Origin of the sequence: Pararhizobium gei (genome assembly GCF_029223885.1) — a bacterium.
GTDB classification, from domain to species: Bacteria; Pseudomonadota; Alphaproteobacteria; order Rhizobiales; family Rhizobiaceae; genus Pararhizobium; species Pararhizobium gei.
Map to the genome: position 1 here is coordinate 2,084,716 of NZ_CP119409.1, position 21,147 is coordinate 2,105,862.

General features: G+C 59.2%; 22 protein-coding genes. 13 read left to right on the top strand and 9 right to left on the bottom strand.

Annotation, left to right across the window (positions count from 1 at the left end; translation table 11 throughout):
* Positions 1–56: 56 nt before the first annotated feature.
* Positions 57–686, bottom strand: coding sequence for a PAS domain-containing protein (locus tag PY308_RS10285; protein ID WP_275790876.1), 630 nt, complete (start codon positions 684–686; stop codon positions 57–59).
* Positions 687–1,043: 357 nt separating this feature from the next.
* On the opposite strand from PY308_RS10285, the gene PY308_RS10290 reads away from it, so the two are divergent.
* Positions 1,044–1,802 (top strand): rhomboid family intramembrane serine protease, encoded by a 759-nt coding sequence (locus PY308_RS10290; RefSeq protein WP_275790877.1) that lies wholly within the window; start codon positions 1,044–1,046, stop codon positions 1,800–1,802.
* 187 nt (positions 1,803–1,989) lie between these two features.
* Positions 1,990–2,442: a CBS domain-containing protein gene (locus PY308_RS10295; protein WP_275790878.1), complete on the top strand. Its 453-nt coding sequence runs from the start codon at positions 1,990–1,992 to the stop codon at positions 2,440–2,442.
* 47 nt (positions 2,443–2,489) lie between these two features.
* On the opposite strand, the gene PY308_RS10300 is transcribed toward PY308_RS10295, so the two are convergent.
* The 4 genes from PY308_RS10300 to PY308_RS10315 all read right to left on the bottom strand — a co-directional run bounded on the left by PY308_RS10300 (position 2,490) and on the right by PY308_RS10315 (position 5,179).
* Positions 2,490–3,455, bottom strand: a complete 966-nt coding sequence (locus PY308_RS10300; protein ID WP_275790879.1) for a patatin-like phospholipase family protein — start codon at positions 3,453–3,455, stop codon at positions 2,490–2,492.
* A gap of 195 nt (positions 3,456–3,650) precedes the next feature.
* Positions 3,651–4,103, bottom strand: a complete 453-nt coding sequence (hisI, locus tag PY308_RS10305; protein WP_275790880.1) for a phosphoribosyl-AMP cyclohydrolase — start codon at positions 4,101–4,103, stop codon at positions 3,651–3,653.
* A gap of 22 nt (positions 4,104–4,125) precedes the next feature.
* Complete coding sequence (folE, locus tag PY308_RS10310) at positions 4,126–4,740, bottom strand: GTP cyclohydrolase I FolE (RefSeq protein ID WP_275790881.1); 615 nt, start codon at positions 4,738–4,740, stop codon at positions 4,126–4,128.
* Between the two features lie 79 nt (positions 4,741–4,819).
* The gene (locus PY308_RS10315) at positions 4,820–5,179 is read right to left on the bottom strand and encodes a hypothetical protein (RefSeq protein WP_275791248.1); all 360 of its coding nucleotides are present in this window, start codon (positions 5,177–5,179) and stop codon (positions 4,820–4,822) included.
* On the opposite strand from PY308_RS10315, the gene PY308_RS10320 reads away from it, so the two are divergent.
* Complete coding sequence (locus PY308_RS10320; protein ID WP_275790882.1) at positions 5,081–5,530, top strand: iron-sulfur cluster assembly scaffold protein; 450 nt, start codon at positions 5,081–5,083, stop codon at positions 5,528–5,530. The two genes, PY308_RS10315 and PY308_RS10320, sit on opposite strands and share 99 nt — an antisense overlap.
* A gap of 1 nt (position 5,531) precedes the next feature.
* Positions 5,532–5,888: a membrane protein insertion efficiency factor YidD gene (gene yidD / locus PY308_RS10325; RefSeq protein WP_275790883.1), complete on the top strand. Its 357-nt coding sequence runs from the start codon at positions 5,532–5,534 to the stop codon at positions 5,886–5,888.
* A 107-nt stretch (positions 5,889–5,995) separates the two neighbouring features.
* On the opposite strand, the gene PY308_RS10330 is transcribed toward yidD, so the two are convergent.
* Positions 5,996–6,772 carry a S1 family serine peptidase gene (locus tag PY308_RS10330; RefSeq protein WP_275790884.1) on the bottom strand — a complete coding sequence of 259 codons (777 nt, stop codon included), beginning with the start codon at positions 6,770–6,772 and terminating at the stop codon, positions 5,996–5,998.
* A 390-nt stretch (positions 6,773–7,162) separates the two neighbouring features.
* Between PY308_RS10330 and thrS the strand changes: the two genes are divergently transcribed.
* On the top strand, positions 7,163–9,151 hold the full coding sequence (thrS, locus tag PY308_RS10335) for a threonine--tRNA ligase (protein ID WP_275790885.1): 1,989 nt from the start codon (positions 7,163–7,165) through the stop codon (positions 9,149–9,151).
* A gap of 57 nt (positions 9,152–9,208) precedes the next feature.
* On the opposite strand, the gene PY308_RS10340 is transcribed toward thrS, so the two are convergent.
* Positions 9,209–10,213 carry an RgsD C-terminal domain-containing protein gene (locus tag PY308_RS10340; RefSeq protein ID WP_275790886.1) on the bottom strand — a complete coding sequence of 335 codons (1,005 nt, stop codon included), beginning with the start codon at positions 10,211–10,213 and terminating at the stop codon, positions 9,209–9,211.
* A 110-nt stretch (positions 10,214–10,323) separates the two neighbouring features.
* Here PY308_RS10340 and PY308_RS10345 point away from each other — a divergent pair, with 110 nt between their 5' ends.
* Together PY308_RS10345 and PY308_RS10350 are read left to right on the top strand one after the other, a co-directional pair.
* Complete coding sequence (locus PY308_RS10345; RefSeq protein WP_275790887.1) at positions 10,324–10,908, top strand: nitroreductase family protein; 585 nt, start codon at positions 10,324–10,326, stop codon at positions 10,906–10,908.
* Positions 10,908–11,510 (top strand): flavin reductase family protein, encoded by a 603-nt coding sequence (locus tag PY308_RS10350; protein ID WP_275790888.1) that lies wholly within the window; start codon positions 10,908–10,910, stop codon positions 11,508–11,510. Before PY308_RS10345 ends, PY308_RS10350 begins: the two co-directional genes overlap by 1 nt.
* 3 nt (positions 11,511–11,513) lie before the next feature.
* On the opposite strand, the gene PY308_RS10355 is transcribed toward PY308_RS10350, so the two are convergent.
* Positions 11,514–12,221 carry a hypothetical protein gene (locus tag PY308_RS10355; RefSeq protein WP_275790889.1) on the bottom strand — a complete coding sequence of 236 codons (708 nt, stop codon included), beginning with the start codon at positions 12,219–12,221 and terminating at the stop codon, positions 11,514–11,516.
* Between the two features lie 78 nt (positions 12,222–12,299).
* On the opposite strand from PY308_RS10355, the gene PY308_RS10360 reads away from it, so the two are divergent.
* On the top strand, positions 12,300–13,436 hold the full coding sequence (locus tag PY308_RS10360; RefSeq protein ID WP_275790890.1) for a DUF2336 domain-containing protein: 1,137 nt from the start codon (positions 12,300–12,302) through the stop codon (positions 13,434–13,436).
* A 111-nt stretch (positions 13,437–13,547) separates the two neighbouring features.
* Here the strand turns inward: PY308_RS10360 and parE are convergent, their stop codons facing one another.
* Positions 13,548–15,617 (bottom strand): DNA topoisomerase IV subunit B, encoded by a 2,070-nt coding sequence (gene parE, locus PY308_RS10365; protein ID WP_275790891.1) that lies wholly within the window; start codon positions 15,615–15,617, stop codon positions 13,548–13,550.
* A gap of 207 nt (positions 15,618–15,824) precedes the next feature.
* Between parE and PY308_RS10370 the strand changes: the two genes are divergently transcribed.
* From PY308_RS10370 to PY308_RS10390, 5 genes are all read left to right on the top strand, one after another.
* A complete protein-coding gene (locus PY308_RS10370) occupies positions 15,825–16,709 on the top strand; it encodes an alpha/beta fold hydrolase (RefSeq protein WP_275790892.1) in 885 nt (294 codons plus the stop codon).
* 128 nt (positions 16,710–16,837) lie between these two features.
* Complete coding sequence (locus PY308_RS10375) at positions 16,838–18,280, top strand: UbiA family prenyltransferase (RefSeq protein WP_275790893.1); 1,443 nt, start codon at positions 16,838–16,840, stop codon at positions 18,278–18,280.
* Positions 18,277–19,596: an FAD-binding oxidoreductase gene (locus PY308_RS10380; protein ID WP_275790894.1), complete on the top strand. Its 1,320-nt coding sequence runs from the start codon at positions 18,277–18,279 to the stop codon at positions 19,594–19,596. The genes PY308_RS10375 and PY308_RS10380 overlap by 4 nt, the downstream gene beginning before the upstream one ends.
* 93 nt (positions 19,597–19,689) lie before the next feature.
* A complete protein-coding gene (locus PY308_RS10385; RefSeq protein WP_275790895.1) occupies positions 19,690–20,130 on the top strand; it encodes a DMT family transporter in 441 nt (146 codons plus the stop codon).
* Positions 20,127–21,137 carry an NAD-dependent epimerase/dehydratase family protein gene (locus PY308_RS10390; RefSeq protein ID WP_275790896.1) on the top strand — a complete coding sequence of 337 codons (1,011 nt, stop codon included), beginning with the start codon at positions 20,127–20,129 and terminating at the stop codon, positions 21,135–21,137. Before PY308_RS10385 ends, PY308_RS10390 begins: the two co-directional genes overlap by 4 nt.
* Positions 21,138–21,147: the final 10 nt, after the last annotated feature.

Below are 21,147 nucleotides of genomic sequence, written 5' to 3' on the forward strand. Positions count from 1 at the left end.
CGCTACCCGGTTAACAGAAGGTTTTTTCGGTTGCTAGGAATGTCATGATTCGCGCTTTAGTCGCGTCTGCCGCCTTCCAGCAAACGCAGGTGGAGGACCCGGCGCAGCACACCTGCCAAGCTGTGCTCCTGGACGGGTGCAATTTTGTGCTCCGTCAAGTCCTTTACCTGGTGTGACCTGAGAAGGTTTACGCTTGGTGCGTCCAGAGCACGTAGATTTTTCAGTTCAAGGAAATTGACGGGTGTCGCTTCCAGCCAGACCGGCCGCGACAGGGGCGTGAGCGAGCCGATGATGCGGTCTATCGCGCCGTTGGGGGAGCGCAGTGGAAGCAAGACAATTTCCGCCGTCAGCAGATCACCGGTACTGTTTTTAGTGGAAGCGGACAGGACGACAGGTGTCGCATTCGCCATGACCTGAAAAGCGATCCCGGCCAGTTGCACCATCTGCTCACCGAGCCAGAGACTGTCAAACCGCGATCCCCGTAGTTCCCGTGCGAAGAGACCACAGATGCGGGTGCCGGCAAGCCTGAACCGTATATCTCCGCGGGCCGTCCGCTCCAGGATGAACAGGTCTGGAAGGATGTGCCTGACTTGAGACGGATCGATTTCGCTGCGGTTCGGAGCGTCGCGGTTGCGGCGCAATCCGTCCCAGTAGGCGTAAATCTCGATCGTGGTCCTGCTGCGCATTCCGGTTATTCCATTTGGCACATCATGTGCCGGTTCGGTACAGTTGGCGGCGCAAAAACCGCCTTCCACGACTCCAAGCGAATTGCGTGCCACGCGCTTGTTAAGGTTAATGATTCGTTTCGATTGAAACGGCCGGCGGGCAGTGGCATGTAGGCTCGTTACTTCACGAAGGTTGTCTTCGGCACTTTATTTCCGGGTTCTGTTTTGACCTGGTGGCCGCTCGGTTTGCCGAGTGGCCTTTTTCTGTTTCGGGTGAACGCCAAGACGGCCTTTCCTGCCTTGCGGGTCTCCGCTTTTGCATCGCCGGCGATTGGTATACAGGCAAGGCGACATACGGAATGAAGGAAGCGACGCGATATGACGAATGACACGGGCGGTGTGGCAAACCCCGATGGCGGCAGCGACGAAGAACGACAGCCCGTTCACGAGCCGGCTTTCAATCTGCCGTCAGCACTCGTCTCCATCCTGATCGGGCTGTTCGTGATCCACGCAACGCGCACCTATCTGCTTTCCTCGACCGTGGACGACGAGGTTCTGTTCAATTTTGCCTTCCTGCCGGCCCGCTATGATCATGCCCTCGCAGATCAGGGCCTTGCCTGGCTCTGGAGCCCGGTAACCTATTCATTCCTGCACGGATCCTGGGAACACGTCATCTTCAATGGCTTCTGGCTCGTAGCCTTTGGCGCGCCGGTGGTTCGCAGGATCGGCGTCGTTCGCCTCGCGGTCTTTTGGTGTCTGTCTGCTGTTGCCGCCGTTGCCCTGCACGTGGTTTTTCATTGGGGCGACATGACCGTCGTCATCGGTGCCTCAGGTGTCGTTGCCGGGCTTATGGGGGCGGCTGCGCGTTTCGTGTTTTCACCGAGCGGACGCATCAGCCGGCAGTTCGCCCATCTCAACCGCCGTCTCTCCATGTCCGAAGCTTTGTCGAATCGCTCTGTGCTGGTCTTCACAGGCATCTGGTTCCTGACGAACTTTTTGATCGGTCTCGGCGTCTTCGCCTTCGGCGGCGCGGCAAGCATTGCCTGGGAAGCCCATATCGGCGGCTTCCTGTTCGGCTTTTTCCTCTTTGGCCTCTTCGATCCGCAGGACGGGCATCCGGCCACCGACCGCGCTTGATTTTCACTCCATCGTAGCGCACCCTGTCGGTGAAGGCAGCGATCGTGAGGAGTTCGATCGAAGCCCGGGTGCGGAGAAACGCGACAGAATATCTGTCTTGCGGATTGGTCTGAATAGCAGGCGCTGGACGGGTGCTGACGCGGACCAAAGCTGTCGGCAGATGAACGGCGCTGAATGGGAGGTTCACATGTCAGTTACTGCAATACTCAATGAAAAAGGCCGTCAGGTCACAACCATCGATCCAGGCGCCGTTGTGAGAGACGCCGTGCGCCTGCTTCACGAAAATCGCATCGGCGCCGTGGTCATCGTCGATGCCGACGACAGCATTGCCGGTATCCTCACCGAGCGCGATGTCGTGGCGGCCATGGACCGGTTCGGCGCCGATTGCCTGAATATGCCGATCTCCGCGGTAATGTGGTCCAAGGTTCACAGCTGTACGGAAAACATGTCGATCAACGATATCATGGAAATCATGAACAACATGCGGGCGCGCCATCTTCCCGTCGAGAAGAACGGACGTCTGGTTGGCATCGTCTCGATCGGCGACGCGGTCCGCCATCACATCCGTGCGATCGAGAACGAGGCGGAGCAGATCAAGGCCTATATTTCCGGTCATGACGGGGCGGTGGTCCATCTCTAGGGCGCAAGCAGGGGGTCGGCGAAGCCGGTCAGTTTCGCCAGCCTCGGTCAGGCGCGCAGGATGATGTCCTGGAGCCGCTTCAGTTCGCTGAGCTTGGCTCTGGTCTCGTGATAGCCACGGTCGATCGCTTCGCCGGCGCGATGGAATTCGGACAATCCGATATCGTTGAGCTTGGGATGCAGTGCAAGATCCGGCGGGTCTCCGGCAAGCCGGGCTCGTGAAATGCGGTCCTGAATGATATTGAAGGACTGGACCATCACGCGGGTCATGCCAAGGCGTGTTTCCTGCACTGCGGGTTTCGGCCGAGGGTCAATCTCCTGGCTGCTGGCCCGGTGCTTGATGACGGCGGAGCGGCCATAGAGATCGTAGTTGAGATTGACGGCAACGACGAGTTGCTGCTCGTAAGCGCGACAGACCGAGACCGGGACAGGATTGACGAGCGCGCCATCGACCAGCGTGCGGTTGTTGCATTTGACCGGCTCGAAAATGCCGGGCAGGGCATAGGAGGCCCGGATCGCCGTGATCAGCGATCCCTCGCCGATCCAGACTTCATGGCCCGAATTGACTTCCGTAGCGACGGCGACGAAGGGGCGGTCGAGGTTCTCGATCGACAGATCCTTCAGATGCTCCTGCATCCGTTTCGTCAGCCGGAGGCCGCTGAAAAGCCCGCCGCCACCGATTGCAAAGTCGAGCAGCCCGGCAATGCGCCGCATCGTCAACGACCTGGCAAAGGTTTCCAGTTCCTCCAGCTTGCCGGCCAGATAGCAGCCGCCCACGAGAGCGCCGATCGATGTGCCGGCAATCATTCCGACCTCGATGCCTTCCTCGTCCAGAGCCTTGAGCACACCCATATGGGCCCAGCCGCGGGCAGCGCCGCCGCCGAGCGCCAGCGCGATCTTCGACTTGGCGGGCTTGGGTTCTTCCTTGAACGGGGGGATCAAGGCGTGGGACGGTCCACCCGGTGACGATGCGTCTGCCGCCATGCCGTTGCGCGTAAATGTCCAGTTCACCACTCGGCCTCCATGCCGCAGAACGCCTATCGGGAACTTGCGTCCTGCAGCCTTGCAAGCGCCCTGCAATCCCGTTCTAACGCGGAATTGTCTTCCCGTGCTGTTTCCGGCGAAACAAATCCGCAACCAGATTACGCGCGCCATGTGGTTGCGAATTGGTGAATCCGCGCTGAAACTGATCCAAAAAGCGTCAGATGCTTAATTATTGCCGTAGATTTCGTCCGGATGAAAATGAATTTCGGCATCGACGCTGCGCAGTGCCGTCTCTCCGTCCTTCAGTTCGACGGCGCGGTAGAAACAGGATCGGCGGCCCGTGTGGCATGTTGCATCGTGGCCGGCGACATGGACTTTCAACCAAACAGCATCCTGGTCGCAGTCGGTGCGAAGCTCTACCACGGTCTGCAGATTGCCCGAGGTCTCGCCTTTTTTCCAGAGTTTTTGACGCGAACGGCTATAGTAATGGGCAATTCCGGTTTCGACGGTCAGCGCCAGCGCCTGCGCATTCATATGGGCGACCATCAACAGCATCCCGTCCGTCGCATCGGTAACGACGGCGGTAATCAGCCCGTTGCTGTCGAACTGGGGCGTAAAACGAGACCCCGATTCCAGGTCCGCCTTATGGCTGGAAGGAGGTGAAAAATCGATCGTCATGGAAAGCTCCGTTGGCCGGAGCTTAACTGAAGCCCCGGAGCATAGTCATGAACCGTGCCTGTTCGGCAGGCTCACTCTTGAACACACCGGTAAAGGTGGTGGTCAGCGTTGTCGAGCCCTGCTTCTGAACGCCGCGCATGGCCATGCACATATGTTCTGCCTCGATCATAACGGCGACGCCCCGCGGTCTCAGCGTATCGTCGATCGACCTTGCGATCTGCGCCGTCATGGTTTCCTGCGTCTGAAGGCGCCGGCCGTAGATGTCCACGACACGGGCCAGCTTCGAAAGTCCGAGAACCTTGCCGTCGGGGAGATAGGCGATATGCGCCTTGCCGATGATCGGCACCATATGATGTTCGCAATGGGAGAAAAACGGGATATCCTTGACCAGCACCATGTCTTCGTAGCCGCCGACCTCTTCGAAGGTGCGGCCGAGTACGTCCTCGGCATCGAGATCATACCCGGAAAACAGCTCCTTGTAGGCCCTCGCGACGCGCGCCGGCGTGTCCAGCAAGCCCTCTCTCTGCGGGTCGTCGCCTGCCCAGCGCAAGAGAACGCGCACAGCGTCCTCGGCCTCTTTCTGGCTCGGACGTCCATCCGCGGGAAGGACTGGAAAATTCTTGACTACAGCGTCCATAATGGCCCCTTGTACGAGACGGGTTACTTGACGTTTATCTTTATCGGACAACTCGCCACTGGCCATTCACCTGACGCTGTCAGGTCTGGTATCCGCCGGCGGGCTCCGGAGCTTTCAGATTTGCAGAGGTTAAGGGCTCTGGATCGTCCGGCACGGTTTCCCAAACAACAGGCGGCTTTTCGCTCTTGCGAACCTGCCGCCTGCACACGACATAGCATATAATACGCGACAAGACATCGGAAAGAGGCGCAGGTGGAGACAGTGTGTTTTTTTCCGGGATACGATAGAAAATCATGCGCGCATCCTTTGAAAACGCGCAAAATACATCGGGCCACAGGCAATGATGGACGAAATCTACAATAGCCGCATCCTCGAATTCGCCGGAAATATCCCCCGTGCCGGAAGACTTGACGATGCGGATGCGCAGGCCGCGGCCCATTCCAGACTCTGCGGCTCCAAGGTGCGGATATACCTGAAAATGCAAGATGACGTGGTGACCGACTTTGCGCATGAGGTCAAAGCCTGCGCCCTGGGGCAGGCGTCGTCTTCCGTCATGGCGCAAAACATTGTTGGCGCGCATGCCGATGAAATCCGTAAGGCGCGTGAAGACATGCTCGCCATGCTGAAGGCGGACGGCGAGGGGCCTTCCGGCCGCTTTGAGGACATGCGGTTCCTGAAACCCGTCAAGGACTACAAGGCCCGCCATGCCTCGACCATGCTGACCTTCGACGCGGTGGTCGACGCGGTCAGCCAGATCGAGGCTGCCCGCCGCGTGAAAGCCGAAGCCTGAAATGTGCGACGAGCCCGGATGCCGGGGGCATGACAGTCAGGCCGCTACCTACACCGGCCGCAACTACGCCGGCCCCTTCCGCAAGACCCCCGGCCGCCTCTTCGGCATGGCCTTCATCCGGCTCTACCAGCTGACCCTCTCCGGCTTCATCGGCAATTCCTGCCGCCACATCCCCACCTGTTCCGAATACGGCTATGAAGCCATCGCCCGCCACGGCCTCTGGCCCGGCGGCTGGATGGTACTGTTCCGGGTGATGCGCTGCGGCCCGGGGGGCACGAGCGGGCTGGATCCGGTGCCGGACAGGCTTGGCGATGAGAAGCGGTGGTGGATGCCGTGGCGGTATTGGCGGGTGCGGTGAGGGTGGCCAACTGCCTTTCCGGGATAGCATTTCGGACAGTGGAGTTTACCGGGCGTTGAAAGCCACTCCGCGTTCAAGTGCGGCCATCGCACAAATTCATGCGACTGTCAGGGAGGGCTGTTGCCGTGCTGCGGGATTATGCCTGATAAGAAATGCGTTGAGCAAACTTGCTCGATGGCATCTTTTCTCCAGCATAGGCCCAACGCTGCCTCACCTTCTTTTTCCGGTATGCGCCCGCTATAAATTCCTATGAACTCCGTTGCTTCCGACCCAAAAATGTTCACATCATCTCGGTTCCAGAAGCCCGGTTCGGCAGGGTCTACGGGCTTGTAAGGATCTTTCGCGTCCCACATTCCACGATACCGTGCAAATACGGGAGAGCCTGACATGCCCTCACGAGTATAGCCGTCTAGGAAGAACGCAGGGAGGCTCATTTCCCCGACCTCTACATTGTAGTGAGGTTCAGATGCAATGAATGTCGATTTCCAGATCGGAAGGCCAAATCCCGTATGAAGACCACGTGGATAGCCAATGACGAAGGCGAGTTCGCCTGGTAAGATTGGCACCCGGGCATCACTGATTAAGTTGACGCAAGTGTGCATGAACTCCGGCTCCCGGTCCGTTTTCGGATCTAGGATTGCGACAATGTCGCAACCCCTACCACCTAGCTGGGGATGCTCAAGCCACAAACGGTCAAGCTGCGCACTTGGATCGCCGTAAATTTGAATTTTCCGGCCAACTATCCCAAAGTTTCGAATCGTAGCCGTTGGAGGAGATAGCCATAAGGCGGTGTGGACTTCGATCCACAGAGGCGTCCGCGCTTGTTTGTTTAAATTCCTTCCACTGAAGAATTCCCGGCCAGTTAAGTTGTGCCAGTTCGTCACTACGAAACGCTTCCCGTTGTGGAGATAATGGAAGGCCGTTCCTGTCGCAATCTGACCGCCATGGTCGTGTGTCGAAATCCTAAACGGGGCTTGAGAGTAAGTCGATCTTACTCCTCTTTCTGGCATTCAAGTCCTTCCTTGGTAAGATATTTGATGAGGACCTTTACGTTATACCTTGAGCCTTTGGAAAAAGTTAGAAAAATCGAGCTGCTACTCAGTATGCAATGCCAGCCTCATGCAATGCCCGCTTCGGACTGAAGGCTGTCATAACCCTCACCACCCCTTCCAATCCCCCCGATTTCCCATTATACCGCGCACCGCACGTGGCCGCCTGCCGGCCTTCCACCCATACCACCCGCATTCGTTGGCGGGACTGGATAGGAGAATTTTATGTCTGATGCCGTTTCCCTTACATTTCCAGATGGTTCAGTCCGCGAATATGCTGCGGGCGCGACGGGGCGTGATGTTGCCGAATCGATTTCCAAATCGCTGGCGAAGAAGGCCATTGCGATTGCGCTGGATGGCGAATTGCGCGACCTGTCCGATCCGGTTGTTTCCGGCAGGCTCGAGATCGTCACCCGCGAGGATGCGCGTGCGCTGGAACTGATCCGCCACGACACGGCCCATGTGATGGCCGAGGCCGTGCAGGAATTGTGGCCGGGCGCGCAGGTGACCATCGGTCCGGTGATCGAGAACGGTTTCTACTACGATTTTGCCAAGAACGAACCCTTCACGCCCGACGATCTGCCGAAGATCGAAAAGCGGATGAAGGAGATCATCCAGCGCAACAGGCCCTTTACCAAGGAAGTCTGGTCGCGCGACAAGGCGCGCCAGGTGTTTGCCGACAAGGGCGAGAATTACAAGGTCGAACTGGTCGATGCGATTTCGGCCGATCAGGATCTGAAAATCTACTATCAGGGCGACTGGTTCGATCTCTGCCGCGGGCCGCATATGGCCTCCACCGGCCAGATCGGCAATGCCTTCAAGCTGATGCGGGTGGCCGGCGCCTATTGGCGTGGCGACAGCAACAATCCGATGCTGACGCGCATCTACGGCACGGCCTGGCGCACGCAGGAAGAGCTGGACCAGTATCTGCACATTCTGGCCGAGGCCGAAAAGCGCGACCATCGCCGTCTCGGACGCGAGATGGACCTGTTCCATTTCCAGGAGGAGGGCCCCGGCGTCGTCTTCTGGCACGGCAAGGGCTGGCGCGTCTTCCAGACGCTGGTCGCCTACATGCGGCGTCGTCTGGCCGGCACATACCAGGAGGTCAACGCGCCGCAGGTGCTCGACAAGGGCCTTTGGGAAACCTCCGGCCACTGGGGCTGGTACCGCGACAACATGTTCAAGGTGACGGTCGCCGGCGACGAGACGGACGATGAGCGCGTCTTTGCCCTGAAGCCGATGAACTGCCCCGGCCATATCCAGATCTTCAAGCATGGCCTGAAATCCTATCGCGAACTGCCGGTTCGCCTGGCCGAGTTCGGCAATGTCCACCGCTACGAACCCTCCGGCGCGCTGCACGGTCTGATGCGTGTGCGGGGGTTCACGCAGGACGACGCGCATGTGTTCTGCACGGATGAACAGATGGCAACTGAGTGCCTGCGCATCAACGACCTGATCCTGTCGGTCTATCAGGATTTCGGGTTCAAGGACGTCGTCGTCAAGCTGTCGACCCGCCCGGAAAAGCGCGTCGGTAACGATGCGCTCTGGGATCGCGCCGAAAGCGTCATGATGGATGTGCTGAAGACGATCGAGGAACAGTCGGAAGGCCGCATCAAGACCGGCATCCTGCCGGGTGAGGGCGCTTTCTACGGACCGAAATTCGAATACACCCTGAAGGACGCCATCGGCCGCGAATGGCAGTGCGGCACGACGCAGGTCGATTTCAACCTGCCGGAACGGTTTGGCGCCTTCTATATCGATAGCAATTCCGAAAAGACGCAGCCGGTGATGATCCACCGCGCCATCTGCGGCTCGATGGAACGCTTCCTCGGCATCCTGATCGAGAATTTCGCCGGCCATATGCCGCTGTGGATCTCGCCGCTGCAGGTGGTGGTCGCCACTATCACGTCGGAAGCCGACGATTATGGGCGCGAGGTTGCCGAACTTTTGCGTGATGCCGGGCTTGAGGTCGAGACCGACTTCCGCAACGAGAAGATCAACTACAAGGTCCGGGAACATTCGGTCACCAAGGTGCCGGTCATCATCGTCTGCGGCATGCGCGAGGCGGAGGAGCGCACGGTCAATATCCGCCGCCTGGGTTCGCAGGCGCAAACGCCGATGACATTGGACGATGCGATTGCCTCGCTGGTTTCGGAAGCAACGCCGCCGGATGTCAAGCGCAAGCTGGCCCAGCGAAAAAAGGTTGCGGCCTGACTTTGTGACGCAAGGGGAATAGTCTCCTTGCGTGACACTTCGCGGCGATGGCGCTCGTCAGTCCTGAGCGTCCACCGCACCGCTGGCCGAAGCCTGCGATCCCGCGTCGTTCAGAAGAACCTCGACATCGGCATTGACGCCTGCCGTGACGGTAAAGTCACGCTGGAAAATTCTCTCCTTGTTGCGGGCAATCGCGGTGTAGCCGCCTTCCGCCAGAACCAGCGTCGGAAACGCCCCGACGCTTTCGCTGACGACGTCGCCGGATGAGGTGAGGATCGACCACGCCGTATCGGCAATAGCCTCGCCACCCGGTTCTGAGACGAGCTTCAACGTCAGTTTGGCGGCACGGTGCTGGATTGTCGCCTCCGTCAATTTGCCGGCTTCAACCTGGATATCAGCACGGATGACGGCATTGACGGAGCCGTAGTTGGAGACGACATGGTATGTGCCGGTGTTCAGCCGGACCACGGTGTTCGGCTTGACATCGGCCATGACCAGCGCCCGCTCGCCGTCTTCCTTCTCGTCGGCGGAAAAGATCGAGAAACTCAGTTCCCCCGGCGGAATGCGCATGTCGCTTCCGGAGACCGCGTTCAACATGACACCGCCTGCGTCGAGAACGAGAACCTGCTTTTGGGCAGGCTCGCCTTCGGTAATCTTGATCTTGCGCGTCGCACCGGCCCGTCCGAAGGCGACGTTGACGAAATATTCGCCGGGTACCAGCTGAAACTCGGTCGATCCTCCCTCCGATGTCGCGAGAAGCGGCAGTTTTCCATCGGAGGCGGGAATGGGGCTGAAAACCCGCCATCTCAACCCTTGCTCGACCGGATTTCCCTTCTCGGTCAGAACCGCCTCGAGGCGGATATCCTTTGCCGTAACCCCCGCGGTTGCCGATTCCGGCGTTATGGGATTGAAACTGTTAAGCTTCTGCGTCTTCTGCGGCGCGCCAAGCGATGGAAAGCTTTTGAAGGGATCATCCGCTTGCTGCGCGTGCAGCAGAGAACTGGATAGTCCCTGCAATGCGAGCGTCGACAGGAAAAGGAGACGGCTGGCTGTGATGACCATGAAGCAGTTGACTTCCTGAATGTGTCACTCCACTTGAGGCGCGGATACGGCAATTTCGTGGCCGATCGGCATCCCGGGGTGCGATGGCAAACTAGTGGAAACGAAAGACAATGAAAACAGAATTCAGCCTGCGAGATTATCTGGCAACCCGGCGCTCGATCCCCGCCTTTCAGATGACCGGTCCTGGGCCGCATGCTGGCGAGATCGAAGACATGCTGCGGCTTGCATCCCGTGTTCCGGACCATGGCAAGCTGGCGCCCTGGCGCTTTATCGTTTACCGGGGCGAGGAGCGTGCCCGCATCAGCGCCAAGTTGGCAAAGCTTGCACTGGCCGCCAAGCCGGATCTTTCGGACGAAATGATCAAGGTGGAAAACACGCGCCTGACCCGCGCGCCCGTCGTGGTTGCGGTTGTCAGCAAGGCTGCTCCGCATTTCAAGGTTCCGGAATGGGAGCAGGTAATGTCGGCAGGCGCCGTCTGCCTCAATCTTCTGATGGCGGCCAATGCCTATGGCTTCGCGTCCAACTGGCTGACGGAATGGTACGCATTCGACGAAAGCGCCTACCCGCTGCTGGGCGTCCAGCCCGGTGAAAAAATAGCCGGCTTTATCCATATCGGTACCCCGCAAGTGCCGCCGACGGATCGGCCCCGGCCGGAGCTCCAGGATATCGTCACCTGGATCGGTGAGGGCGCCTGATGTTCTACGAGACGACAAGCAATGCCCACGGGCTCGCCCATGATCCGTTCAAGGCCATCGTTTCGCCGCGGCCGATCGGCTGGATCGGAACACAGGCAGGGAACGGAACCCTGAATCTTGCGCCCTATTCCTTCTTCAACGCGATCAGCGACAAGCCGAAGCTGATGATGTTTTCGTCGTCAGGGCGAAAGGATTCGGTGCGCAACATCGAAGAGACCGGTGAATTCACGGCCAATTTCGTCAGCCACGATCTGAAGGACGCCATGAACGCCACTTCTGCGCCGGTGCCGCATGGCGAGAGCGAATTCGATCTTGCCGGGCTGACCCCCGTGGCCGGACGGCTGGTGAGGGCACCCTTCGTCGCCGAGGCCTATGCCGTGCTGGAATGCCGGCAAACCGAGATGTTTCGTCCGAAAGGGCTGGATGGTGAGCTGTCCGAAAACTACGTGGTGATCGGTCAGGTCGTGGGCATCCATATCCGCGAGGAAGCGATCCGTGCCGGACGCTTCGATATGGCGAAAGTCAGGCCGATCGCCCGTCTCGGCTATTTGGATTATTGCGATGGCGGCGATGTCTTCGAAATGACCCGGCCGCGGCGGTAAAGGTCAGCCGGCTGCAAGCATCGAGAGCTGAGCTGCATCCCGGACGATGAAGTTCGAGAAGCCGTCGGCCCGGCTCGCCGCCTGCGCTGTCTGAAGCGCGTCGACCGTTGCAAGGTCTTCGCCCAGAATCTCGTAACACGCAACACCGGCGTCAGCTGCGCGAAGGATCACGGTGGCGCGGGCGAACAACAAGGGCGCGCCCGGTCTACCTGCGGCGTCATTGTGCATGTCGCTGGCTGTGGTTTGCGCAAGCGCGCGGGCATCGAGAATAATGCCCTCCAGCCGGCGGGACAGATTGCGCAGCGACGATGGGGCGAGGAAAAAGGATGGCGTTTCGCCTGTTTCCGCGAGAATGCCCAGCGATCCCTCGATGGTTCCGCTCTCAACTTCCCCCACGCGCAGCATCACGTCCAGCTTCTGGATATCGGCGCCGCCTCCGCAACCGGCAAGGACAAAACCAGCCGGACGCAGCCCCGCCATCCGCGTCAACCAATCCTGAAACGGCGCATCATCGCCGAGCCGAACACGCAGATAGGTCGCAACGCCAAGGGTTTTGCGGCGAAGCAGTATATTCCGGACAGCGTCGTGGTCGGCAAAAGACTGCGGGCTCCCGACATCCAGAATCACGGGCGAGGCGGGGCCGTCTGTGCCAAAATGCTCCGGCGGCACGATGAGCATCGGCAATAGGCTTTTGCACTGGTTAAGAGACATGGTGAACCAATCTTAAACCTTTGATCGCTAAAGTAACTGGCACCGTCATGAGTGTGGTTGGTGTGTAGTGGGGCGTCGGTGATCATTCAAGCATTTCTTCGGTGGGTCGAAACCGCAAAGACAAGCGACCGGGCAAGGGCCGCCGCAGCTCTGGGCAAGGCTTATGTCACGGCGCGGATGAGTGTCCTCGACCGCCATGCCGCCGAAATGGCGATGACCTTCCTGCTTGACGATCCATCGCCGAAAGTTCGGCTGGCTCTGGCCGAAACGCTTGTCGATTCCGATAGCGTGCCGCGCTCCATCATCCTGTCTCTGGCCGAGGATCAGCCGGAAACCGCCTTTGCCGTCATTTCCCGTTCGCCGGTTCTGAACGATGCGGACCTGATCGACCTCGCGGCAAGAGGGACGCCGGAGACGCGGGCTGTAATTGCTGCGCGTTGCTCCATATCGCCTCCGCTCGCAGCGGCGATCGCCGAGATCGGGGGCGAGGAGGAGGTGCTTATTCTGCTCGAGAATCCAGAGGCGCACTTTTCGCTCCGGACGCTGAAGCGCCTGAGCGAGCGGCTCGGTCATCTCTGGTCGGTTCGAAATCAGCTTCTGGAACGGAACGACCTGCCTGCCGATGCCCGTCATGTCCTGATGGAAAAGGTGGGAGCAGCGCTTGCCGGGGCAAGCCTCATACAGGCAGCAATCGGCGAACGCCGGGTCGATCGCATCACGCGCGAAGCCTGTGACAGGGCGGCCGTTGGCATGGCTGGCGCCGTGCAGGCGGATGAACTTTCGAGACTCGTCGAGCATCTGCGTGAAAACGCGCGTCTGAACCCTGCCTTTCTGCTGCATGCCCTGTGTTCTGGCAAAATTGATTTCTTCGCTGCGGCCATCGTCAATCTTTCCGGCCTGACCGAGAAACGGGTTCGTTCGATCCTCTCCGACGGCCGCCTGCCTGCAATCCGAGCGCTGTTTGAAAGTGCCGGGCTCGGCCGCGACATCAGCATGGTCTTTGCGGATGCGACCCTTATCTGGCGGAGAGAGAATAGATCGGTCGCGATTGGAATGACGGAAACCATTTCGTCCGCGCTGCTTTCCCGCTTGCGCGGCAAAAGCACTCCGGAGGCATCCAATGGGCTAGCCGGCATTCTCGAAAAACTGTCGATTGCGGAGCAGCGGCAGACGGCGCGGGACTACGCTCTCGCTGCCGCGAGGGAAGCCGCCTGATAGAATGACGACTATTGGAATGCGGCATAAAAATCATTTGAGAACAGACGGTTGCGGAGCAATGTTCGACTATTAACAAAGGACCTTGAATCGATTTCCTAGCAACGGGATCTATATGTCGAGGTTTTCGGCAAAGACCGCACGCTCCTGAATGAAGCGGAAACGGGCATCGGCCTTGGTGCCCATCAGATTATCCACGGCTTCGCGGGTTCCTTCGAAATCGATCTCGTCTATGGCAACCTTCAACAATGTGCGCTTGGCCGGATCCATTGTTGTTTCCTTGAGTTGCGCCGGCATCATTTCCCCAAGCCCCTTGAAGCGGCCGATCTCGACCTTGCCGCGGCCGTTGAATTCCGTGTCCATCAGTTCCATCCGATGGGCGTCGTCGCGGGCATAAAGTGTCTTCGCACCCTGCGTGATTCGATACAGCGGCGGCACCGCGAGAAAGAGATGGCCGCCACGAATCAGTTCCGGCATCTCCTGATAGAAAAAGGTAATCAGCAGCGATGCGATATGCGCGCCGTCCACGTCGGCGTCGGTCATGACGACAACGCGCTCGTAGCGGAGATCTTCCTCGCGATATTTGCTGCGCGTTCCGCAGCCGAGCGCCTGGATCAGATCGGAAATCTGCTGGTTGGCCCCGAGTTTTTCGCGGCCGGCGCTGGCAACGTTGAGGATCTTGCCGCGCAGCGGCAGAATTGCCTGGTTGGACCGGTTTCGAGCCTGCTTGGCGGAGCCGCCAGCCGAATCGCCTTCGACAATGAAAAGCTCGGCGCCCTCGGCCGAGTTTTGCGAGCAGTCGGCCAGCTTGCCTGGCAGCCGCAGTTTGCGCACCGCCGATTTGCGGGTGACTTCCTTTTCCTTGCGGCGGCGCACGCGTTCGTCGGCACGCTCGATGACCCATTCCAGCAGTTTATGCGCTTCCTGCGGATTATCGGCCAAAAAATGGTCGAAGGGATCACGCAGAGCGTTCTCGACGATGCGCTGGGCCTCGACGGTTGCCAGCTTGTCCTTGGTCTGGCCGACGAATTCCGGCTCGCGGATGAAGACCGAGAGCATGCCGGCCGCCGAGATCATCACGTCGTCGGTGGTGATTATCGATGCGCGCTTGTTCTGCGTCAGCTCTGCATAGGCCTTCAGGCCCTTGGTCAGCGCGATGCGGAAACCCGCCTCATGCGTGCCGCCCTCGGGTGTCGGAATGGTGTTGCAGTACGAATGCACGACGCTGTCGCCGCCATACCATGTAACGGCCCATTCCATGGCGCCGTGGCCGCCAGTCTTTTCGGTGCGGCCTGCGAAAATCTCGCGCGTGACCGTGAATTCCTTGCCCATCGTTGCCTGGAGATAGTCCTTCAGGCCGCCGGGAAAGTGAAACACCGCTTTTTCCGGCGTATCGGTCCCCTCAACCAGCGTGGGGTCGCAGGACCAGCGGATTTCGACGCCGCCGAACAGATAGGCCTTGGACCGCGCCATGCGGAAAAGCCGGGCCGGATCAAATTTGGCATGCGGCCCGAAAATCTCCGGATCCGGATGAAACCTGACCTTTGTGCCGCGCCGGTTCTGGACATCGCCCAGTTCTTCCAGGCCGCCTTGCGGCACGCCGCGTGAAAAACGCTGCCGATAGAGCTTGCGGTTGCGGGCAACCTCGACTTCGAGAAGATCGGACAGGGCATTGACGACCGAAACACCAACGCCATGAAGACCGCCCGAGGTCTCGTAGACCTTGCTGTCGAACTTGCCGCCGGCATGGAGGATCGTCATGATGACTTCGAGCGTCGATTTTCCGGGAAATTTCGGGTGGTTCTCAACCGGGATGCCGCGGCCGTTGTCGGTGACCGAGAGGCAGCCTTCGGCGTCGAGACTGACATCGATGAAGTTGGCATGGCCTGCGACCGCTTCGTCCATCGAATTGTCGATGACCTCGGCAAAGAGATGGTGTAGCGCCTTTTCGTCCGTGCCGCCGATATACATGCCTGGACGCCGGCGCACCGGTTCGAGCCCTTCCAGGACCTCGATCGCTGAGGCGTCATAGTCGCCCGTATCCGCCTTGAGGGAAGGGACGGACGAAGAGCGGGCCTCGGAAACCGTCACTGACGAGGGGGCCGGTTTGGCAGGGGCTTTCTCGGCTTTCGCTACCGGCACAAGAGGCAAGGCGGAAAAGAGATCTTTACTGTCGGTCATATTCTGTCAGATGTCTTTCCATTGTGATCGCCGCACGGCATATCGACAAACGAGCATGCGTCTCGAATTTATGCCGCAATTGCCCGCCCTGTGAAAATCCGGGAACGCCAGTGGTTGGGAAATCACGGCTTGCACCTTGCATAACCCCAACTGTTGCGTTCCGGAAGACGGAATGGCAAGGCTTGGATCAAAAGAGGAACATCGGGAATGCGTCTGTCCACAGTTCATTTGGCTTTCCCCGTCTTGCTTGCGCTCGCGATAATCGCCGGCCATGTGTCTCCCGCGTCGTCGGCGCCGCTGAAACCCTTCAAGGACGACCTGTTTTCCTATGGCCAAGTCCTCGAAACCGCCGATGGCGGCGATTACCGGGTGGTCGAATACGAAGAGATGCGCGATATCAATGGTCGCGACCAGGTGCCGGAACGGCGTGTGAAGCGGGCCTATGTCTCGCTTGGCGTCAAGGGGCGGCAGGCCAACGAGACGATCGACTTTGCCGGACGGCGAATCGACGTCACCCGTGTGGGAGACGCGGAAGGCGCAAGATTTTCGGTGGTTTTCATCCACGGCCGTGGCGGAGACCGGCGTCTGGGCGCCAACGACTGGTCCTTCGGCGGCAATTTCAACCGTGTGAAAAACCTGGCCGTTGCCAATGACGGCGTCTATTATGCCGTGAGCGCCCGGTCCTTCGACACGGCCGGTGTGGCGGACCTTGCAGCACTGGTTTCCTATGCTCAAAGCCGCTCCCCTCAAAAGCCGGTGATTGTTGCCTGTGCTTCGATGGGTAGTTTTCTGTGCTGGGGATTGACCCGCGACGCGCAAGCTGTGGCGATGCTCAAGGGGATGATCATCATGGGCGGGGCCGCCGACCCCAGCTTTCCCAGGAGTGCCGCCTATCGAAGCAGGCTGCCGATCTACTTCACGCATGGGAGTGCAGACAGCGTCTATCCAGCCGCAGACCAGATCGGCCTTTACCGTTCGCTGAAATCGGCGCGGTATCCCTCGCGGTTTGTCCTGTTCCAGACCGGATCACATGGCACACCGGTTCGTATGACAGACTGGAAAGATGCCCTGAACTGGATCGGACTGGATTGAATTTATTGAAGTATGTCGGCCATTCGTTAACCAGTCCGTGAGTTTTCAGGTCTTCCGAAGGCGGCAGTTCGCGATTTTGAAAGCATATCATGGGACCGTCCGCGCACGTATTTCCGGGGACTGATCTTATGGATGCTCGCACTGAAACTCGCCATATTCCTCTGTGTGTCGATCTGGACGGCACTTTGGTCGCTGCCGACACCCTTTGGGAGGGAGCGGCGATCATTATTCTGCGCAATCCCCTGCTGCTGTTTTCCATCGTCTACTGGATGTTCAAGGGAAAAGCGCGGCTGAAATACGAGATCGCGGCGCGAACGGGCCGCGAGGCTGCGGACTGGCCCTATCGCGAAGCGGTTCTGAACCGCTTGAAACTGGAACGCGCGAGCGGCCGCGATGTCATCCTGGTGACTGGAGCCGCGGAAACCGTAGCTCTCGGTGTCGCCGAACATGCGGGTGTCTTTTCCTCCGTGCTGCACAGTACCCGCGAGATCAACCTGACCAACCGGAAAAAGCGCGAAAGGCTGATCGAGCAGTTCGGCGAGGGCGGTTTCGACTATATGGGCAACAGCCGGGATGATATTCCGGCGTTTGAGGCTGCCCGCAAGGCGATCGTCGTCGCACCGGATGCCGCCGCGGAAAACTGGCGGCGTATGCATGACGCGGAGCGGCTGGATATTGGCAAATTCGACCGGCTTGCCCCGTTGAAGTCCATTCGCGTACATCAATGGGCAAAGAATGTCTTGATCGGCGTGCCCATGGTGCTCAACCACGACATTCTGCAGGTGCAGGCTCTGGTCAATGTCGTTTTCGCCTTCTTTGCCTTCAGCTTTCTGGCCTCCGCCGTTTACGTGATCAACGATCTGTCGGACCTCACCAACGACCGGCGCCATCCGAAAAAGCGCAACCGGCCGCTGGCGAGCGGCCAGGTCTCGGTGCCCGTCGGACTGGCGACGGTGCTTGCCCTGATCCTCGCATCCCTTTCGCTGACGGCAGCTCTGCCTTTGAATTTTGCCTTGGTGCTCGGCTTTTATGCCATCGCCACGACCGCCTACACCTTTGTCTTGAAGCGCAAGCTTCTGGTGGACGTCTTCACCCTGGCCGGCCTCTACACCGTCCGGATCGTCGCCGGCGCGGCTGCCACGGGGACGGAGCTTTCCTTCTGGCTCCTGTCCTTCTCGATCTTCTTCTTCCTCAGCCTTGCGCTCGTCAAACGCTATGTCGAGCTTGACGAGTATGATGGACGCAGCGGCAGCCAGGTGCCAGGACGCGGTTATCTGTCTGTGGATTTCGAAATGGTCGGGCAGGCGGGCGTTGCCTCCGCCTTTACCGCAGCCCTGGTTCTGGCCCTCTATATCCACAGCAAGGAAATGCAGGAAATGTACCAGCAGCCCTGGGCGCTTTGGCCGCTCTGCCCGCTGGTGCTCTACATGCTCCTGCGGATATGGATGCTGGCCCGCCGGCGCATGCTGCACGAAGATCCGGTTGTCTTCATCATGCGCGACTGGCGAAGCCTGCTGACCATGGCGATCGGCGCCGTCCTGGTGCTTGCCGGAGCGCTCGGCCCGCAATGAACATTGTTGATTTCGATAGCTGGGGGCGGATCGATCTGCGCCCCCGCCAAGGCATGTCGCCGGATGCCTACGAGGGTCTCGCCGACAAGGCGCCGGCCGCCTTCCTGCCTTTCGGCAACGGCCGATCCTACGGTGACAGTTGCCACAACGACGGCGGGCGGCTGGTCGACAATCGCTCCCGCACCCGCATTCTCGCTTTCGATCCCGGCACGGGCATTATCTCCTGCGACGCGGGCGTGACGCTCCGTTCCATTCTCGAAGCTGCGATACCGCACCGCTTCTTCCTGCCGGTGACGCCGGGAACGGCCTCGGTCACCATCGCAGGCGCCGTTGCCAATGACGTGCATGGAAAAAACCATCACATTCGCGGGACATTCGGCAGGCATGTGCGCCGGCTGACTTTGCTGCGCTCAAACGGTGAGACGTTCAAGTGTTCGGCCACCGAAAACGCCGAGCTTTTCTTCGCCACGATCGGCGGCATGGGGCTCACCGGATTGATCCTGTCCGTCGATCTGCAATTGATGAAAGTGCCCTCCGCCCATATTCAACAGCACACCATTCGTTTCGACCGGCTGGAAGACTATTTCGCCATGGTGGCGCAGGTCGACGGCGAGCACGAATATTCGGTCGCCTGGATCGATCAGCTGGCAACCGGCAGAAACGCGGGCAGGGGCGTGCTTCTTGCCGGCGATCACGCCGACGCATCCTGCGAATTTCCCGATCTGCCGCGCGGCATGAAACTCTCCATTCCCGTGGCACCGCCGTTCAACCTTCTGAACCGGCTGACATTGAAGATGTTCAACGAGCTTTATTACCGCAAGGAAAAGCGCGGCGAAGTGGTGAAGACCGTCAAGTGGCCGGGCTATTTCCATCCGCTGGACGCAATTGGCGGATGGAACCGCCTCTATGGTCCCCGAGGCCTTTACCAGCACCAGAGCGTCTATCCGGCAAGGAACGCACTTGAGGTTACCGCTCGCCTGATGGAGACCGCCCGGCAGGCGGGACATGCATCGTTCCTGACCGTTCTCAAGCAGTTCGGCGCGCAGGCCTCGCCGGCGCTGTTTTCCTTCCCGCGCGAAGGCTTCACCCTGACGTTGGATTTCGCCAATCAGGGTGAACGCACCCTTAAGCTTCTCGACCGGCTCGACGCGATCGTCATCGAAGCCGGTGGCGCGATCAATCCGTACAAGGATGCGAGGATGAGCCCGCAAGTCTTTGATTCTTCTTACCCTCAGTGGCGAAAGCTGGAAGCGTTGCGCGATCCGGCCATCGTTTCGAACTTCTGGAAGCGAACGGCGCTGGCTTTGCCAAAATGAGAATGCAGACAATTTGAATTAAATAAACGCCGCGATTTCACGAAATATACGGCTCTTGTCTGTAGTTGTTTCGATAGAACATGGAGCGCAGATATGAAGTATATCCTTTTCATTCTTTTCACGGTGGCGACGAACGCCGCAGCGCAGCTCATGCTGAAACAAGGGATGCTTTCTCTTGGTCCGTTAAGCTTCACGGCCGATACCTTTATCGCCCGTATTTTTCAGGTCGTTTTCAACCCTTGGGTTTTTGCGGGCCTTGCAACCTTCGTCATCTCCATGGCCTCGCACCTCTTCGTCCTTTCAAAGGTCGAACTATCCTTCGCCTATCCGTTTCTCAGCCTCGCCTATGTGGCCGTGGCCGCCTTTGCCTATTTCTTCTTCCACGAAGACCTCAATGCCTGGCGCATTGCCGGCATCGGCTTCATCTGCGTTGGAACCATCCTCATCGCCCAGTCAGGCATGTCCTCTCACGACGGCGAAATGCCGCTTGAGGCAGCCGGCGCAAAAACAGCTAAAATCGGGAGCGCATCATGAAACATATTATCTTCGGCGGTGACGGTTTCGTCGGCCGGCATCTGGCCGAACGTCTGGTCCACGATGGCGAAGAGGTTCTCGTCGCCGATATCGTCAAGTCCGATCTTCCCCACTATTCCCGGGCGCGCTTCGTGCAATGCGATGTGACCAAGCAGGATGAGGTCTTCGCCGTCGAGATCGGCCCGGACGACATGGTCTACAACATGGCCGCCAAGATGCTGTCGCCGCTGCAGGTTCGGGCAAAACGCTGGGAGTTTTTCTGGCCGGTCAATTATTACGGCGCGGAAAACATCATGAAGGCGACCGCGAAAGCCGGTGCCAGCCGCATGGTGCAGTTCACCACCGACATGATCTACGGCCACACCGTGATGTCGCCGCAAACGGAAGACCATCCGGCCAAGCCGCTTGGAGAATACGGAAAGTCGAAATGGGCGACCGAGCAGCTTGCCGGCGAATGGCGCAAGCAGGGTCTCAACATTTCCATCTTTCGCCCACGCCTGATCATCGGCCCCGGCCGGCTCGGCATCCTGGAAAAACTCTTCAAGCTCATCGACGCCAATCTGCCGGTGCCGATGATCGGTTCGGGCAAAAACCCCTACCAGTTCATCTCCGTCTTCGATTGCGCGGAAGCGGCGCGTCTTGCCTGGAAGGGCGGCGTTCCGAACGAGGCCTACAATCTCGGTTCCGACAATCCGCCGAGCGTGAAGAAGCTGCTCGGAGACCTCATCGTGCATGCTGGTTCGAAATCCTTCCTGCTGCCAACGCCGGCCTTTGCGGTCAAGGCAACGCTTGCTGCGTTTGACGCGATCAACCTGCCGATCATGGACCCGGAACAATATCTGATTGCCGATGAAATGTGCATCCGCGAGACCGGAAAGCTCAAGGCGGAGCTCGGGTGGAAGCCTCAATATAACGACGGCGCGATGCTGATCGCCGCCTATGACGAATACCGCGCCAAAAAGGCCGGCAAGACTTTCACACAGACATCGGCCGTACCGGCGGAATGAACGAGGGGAA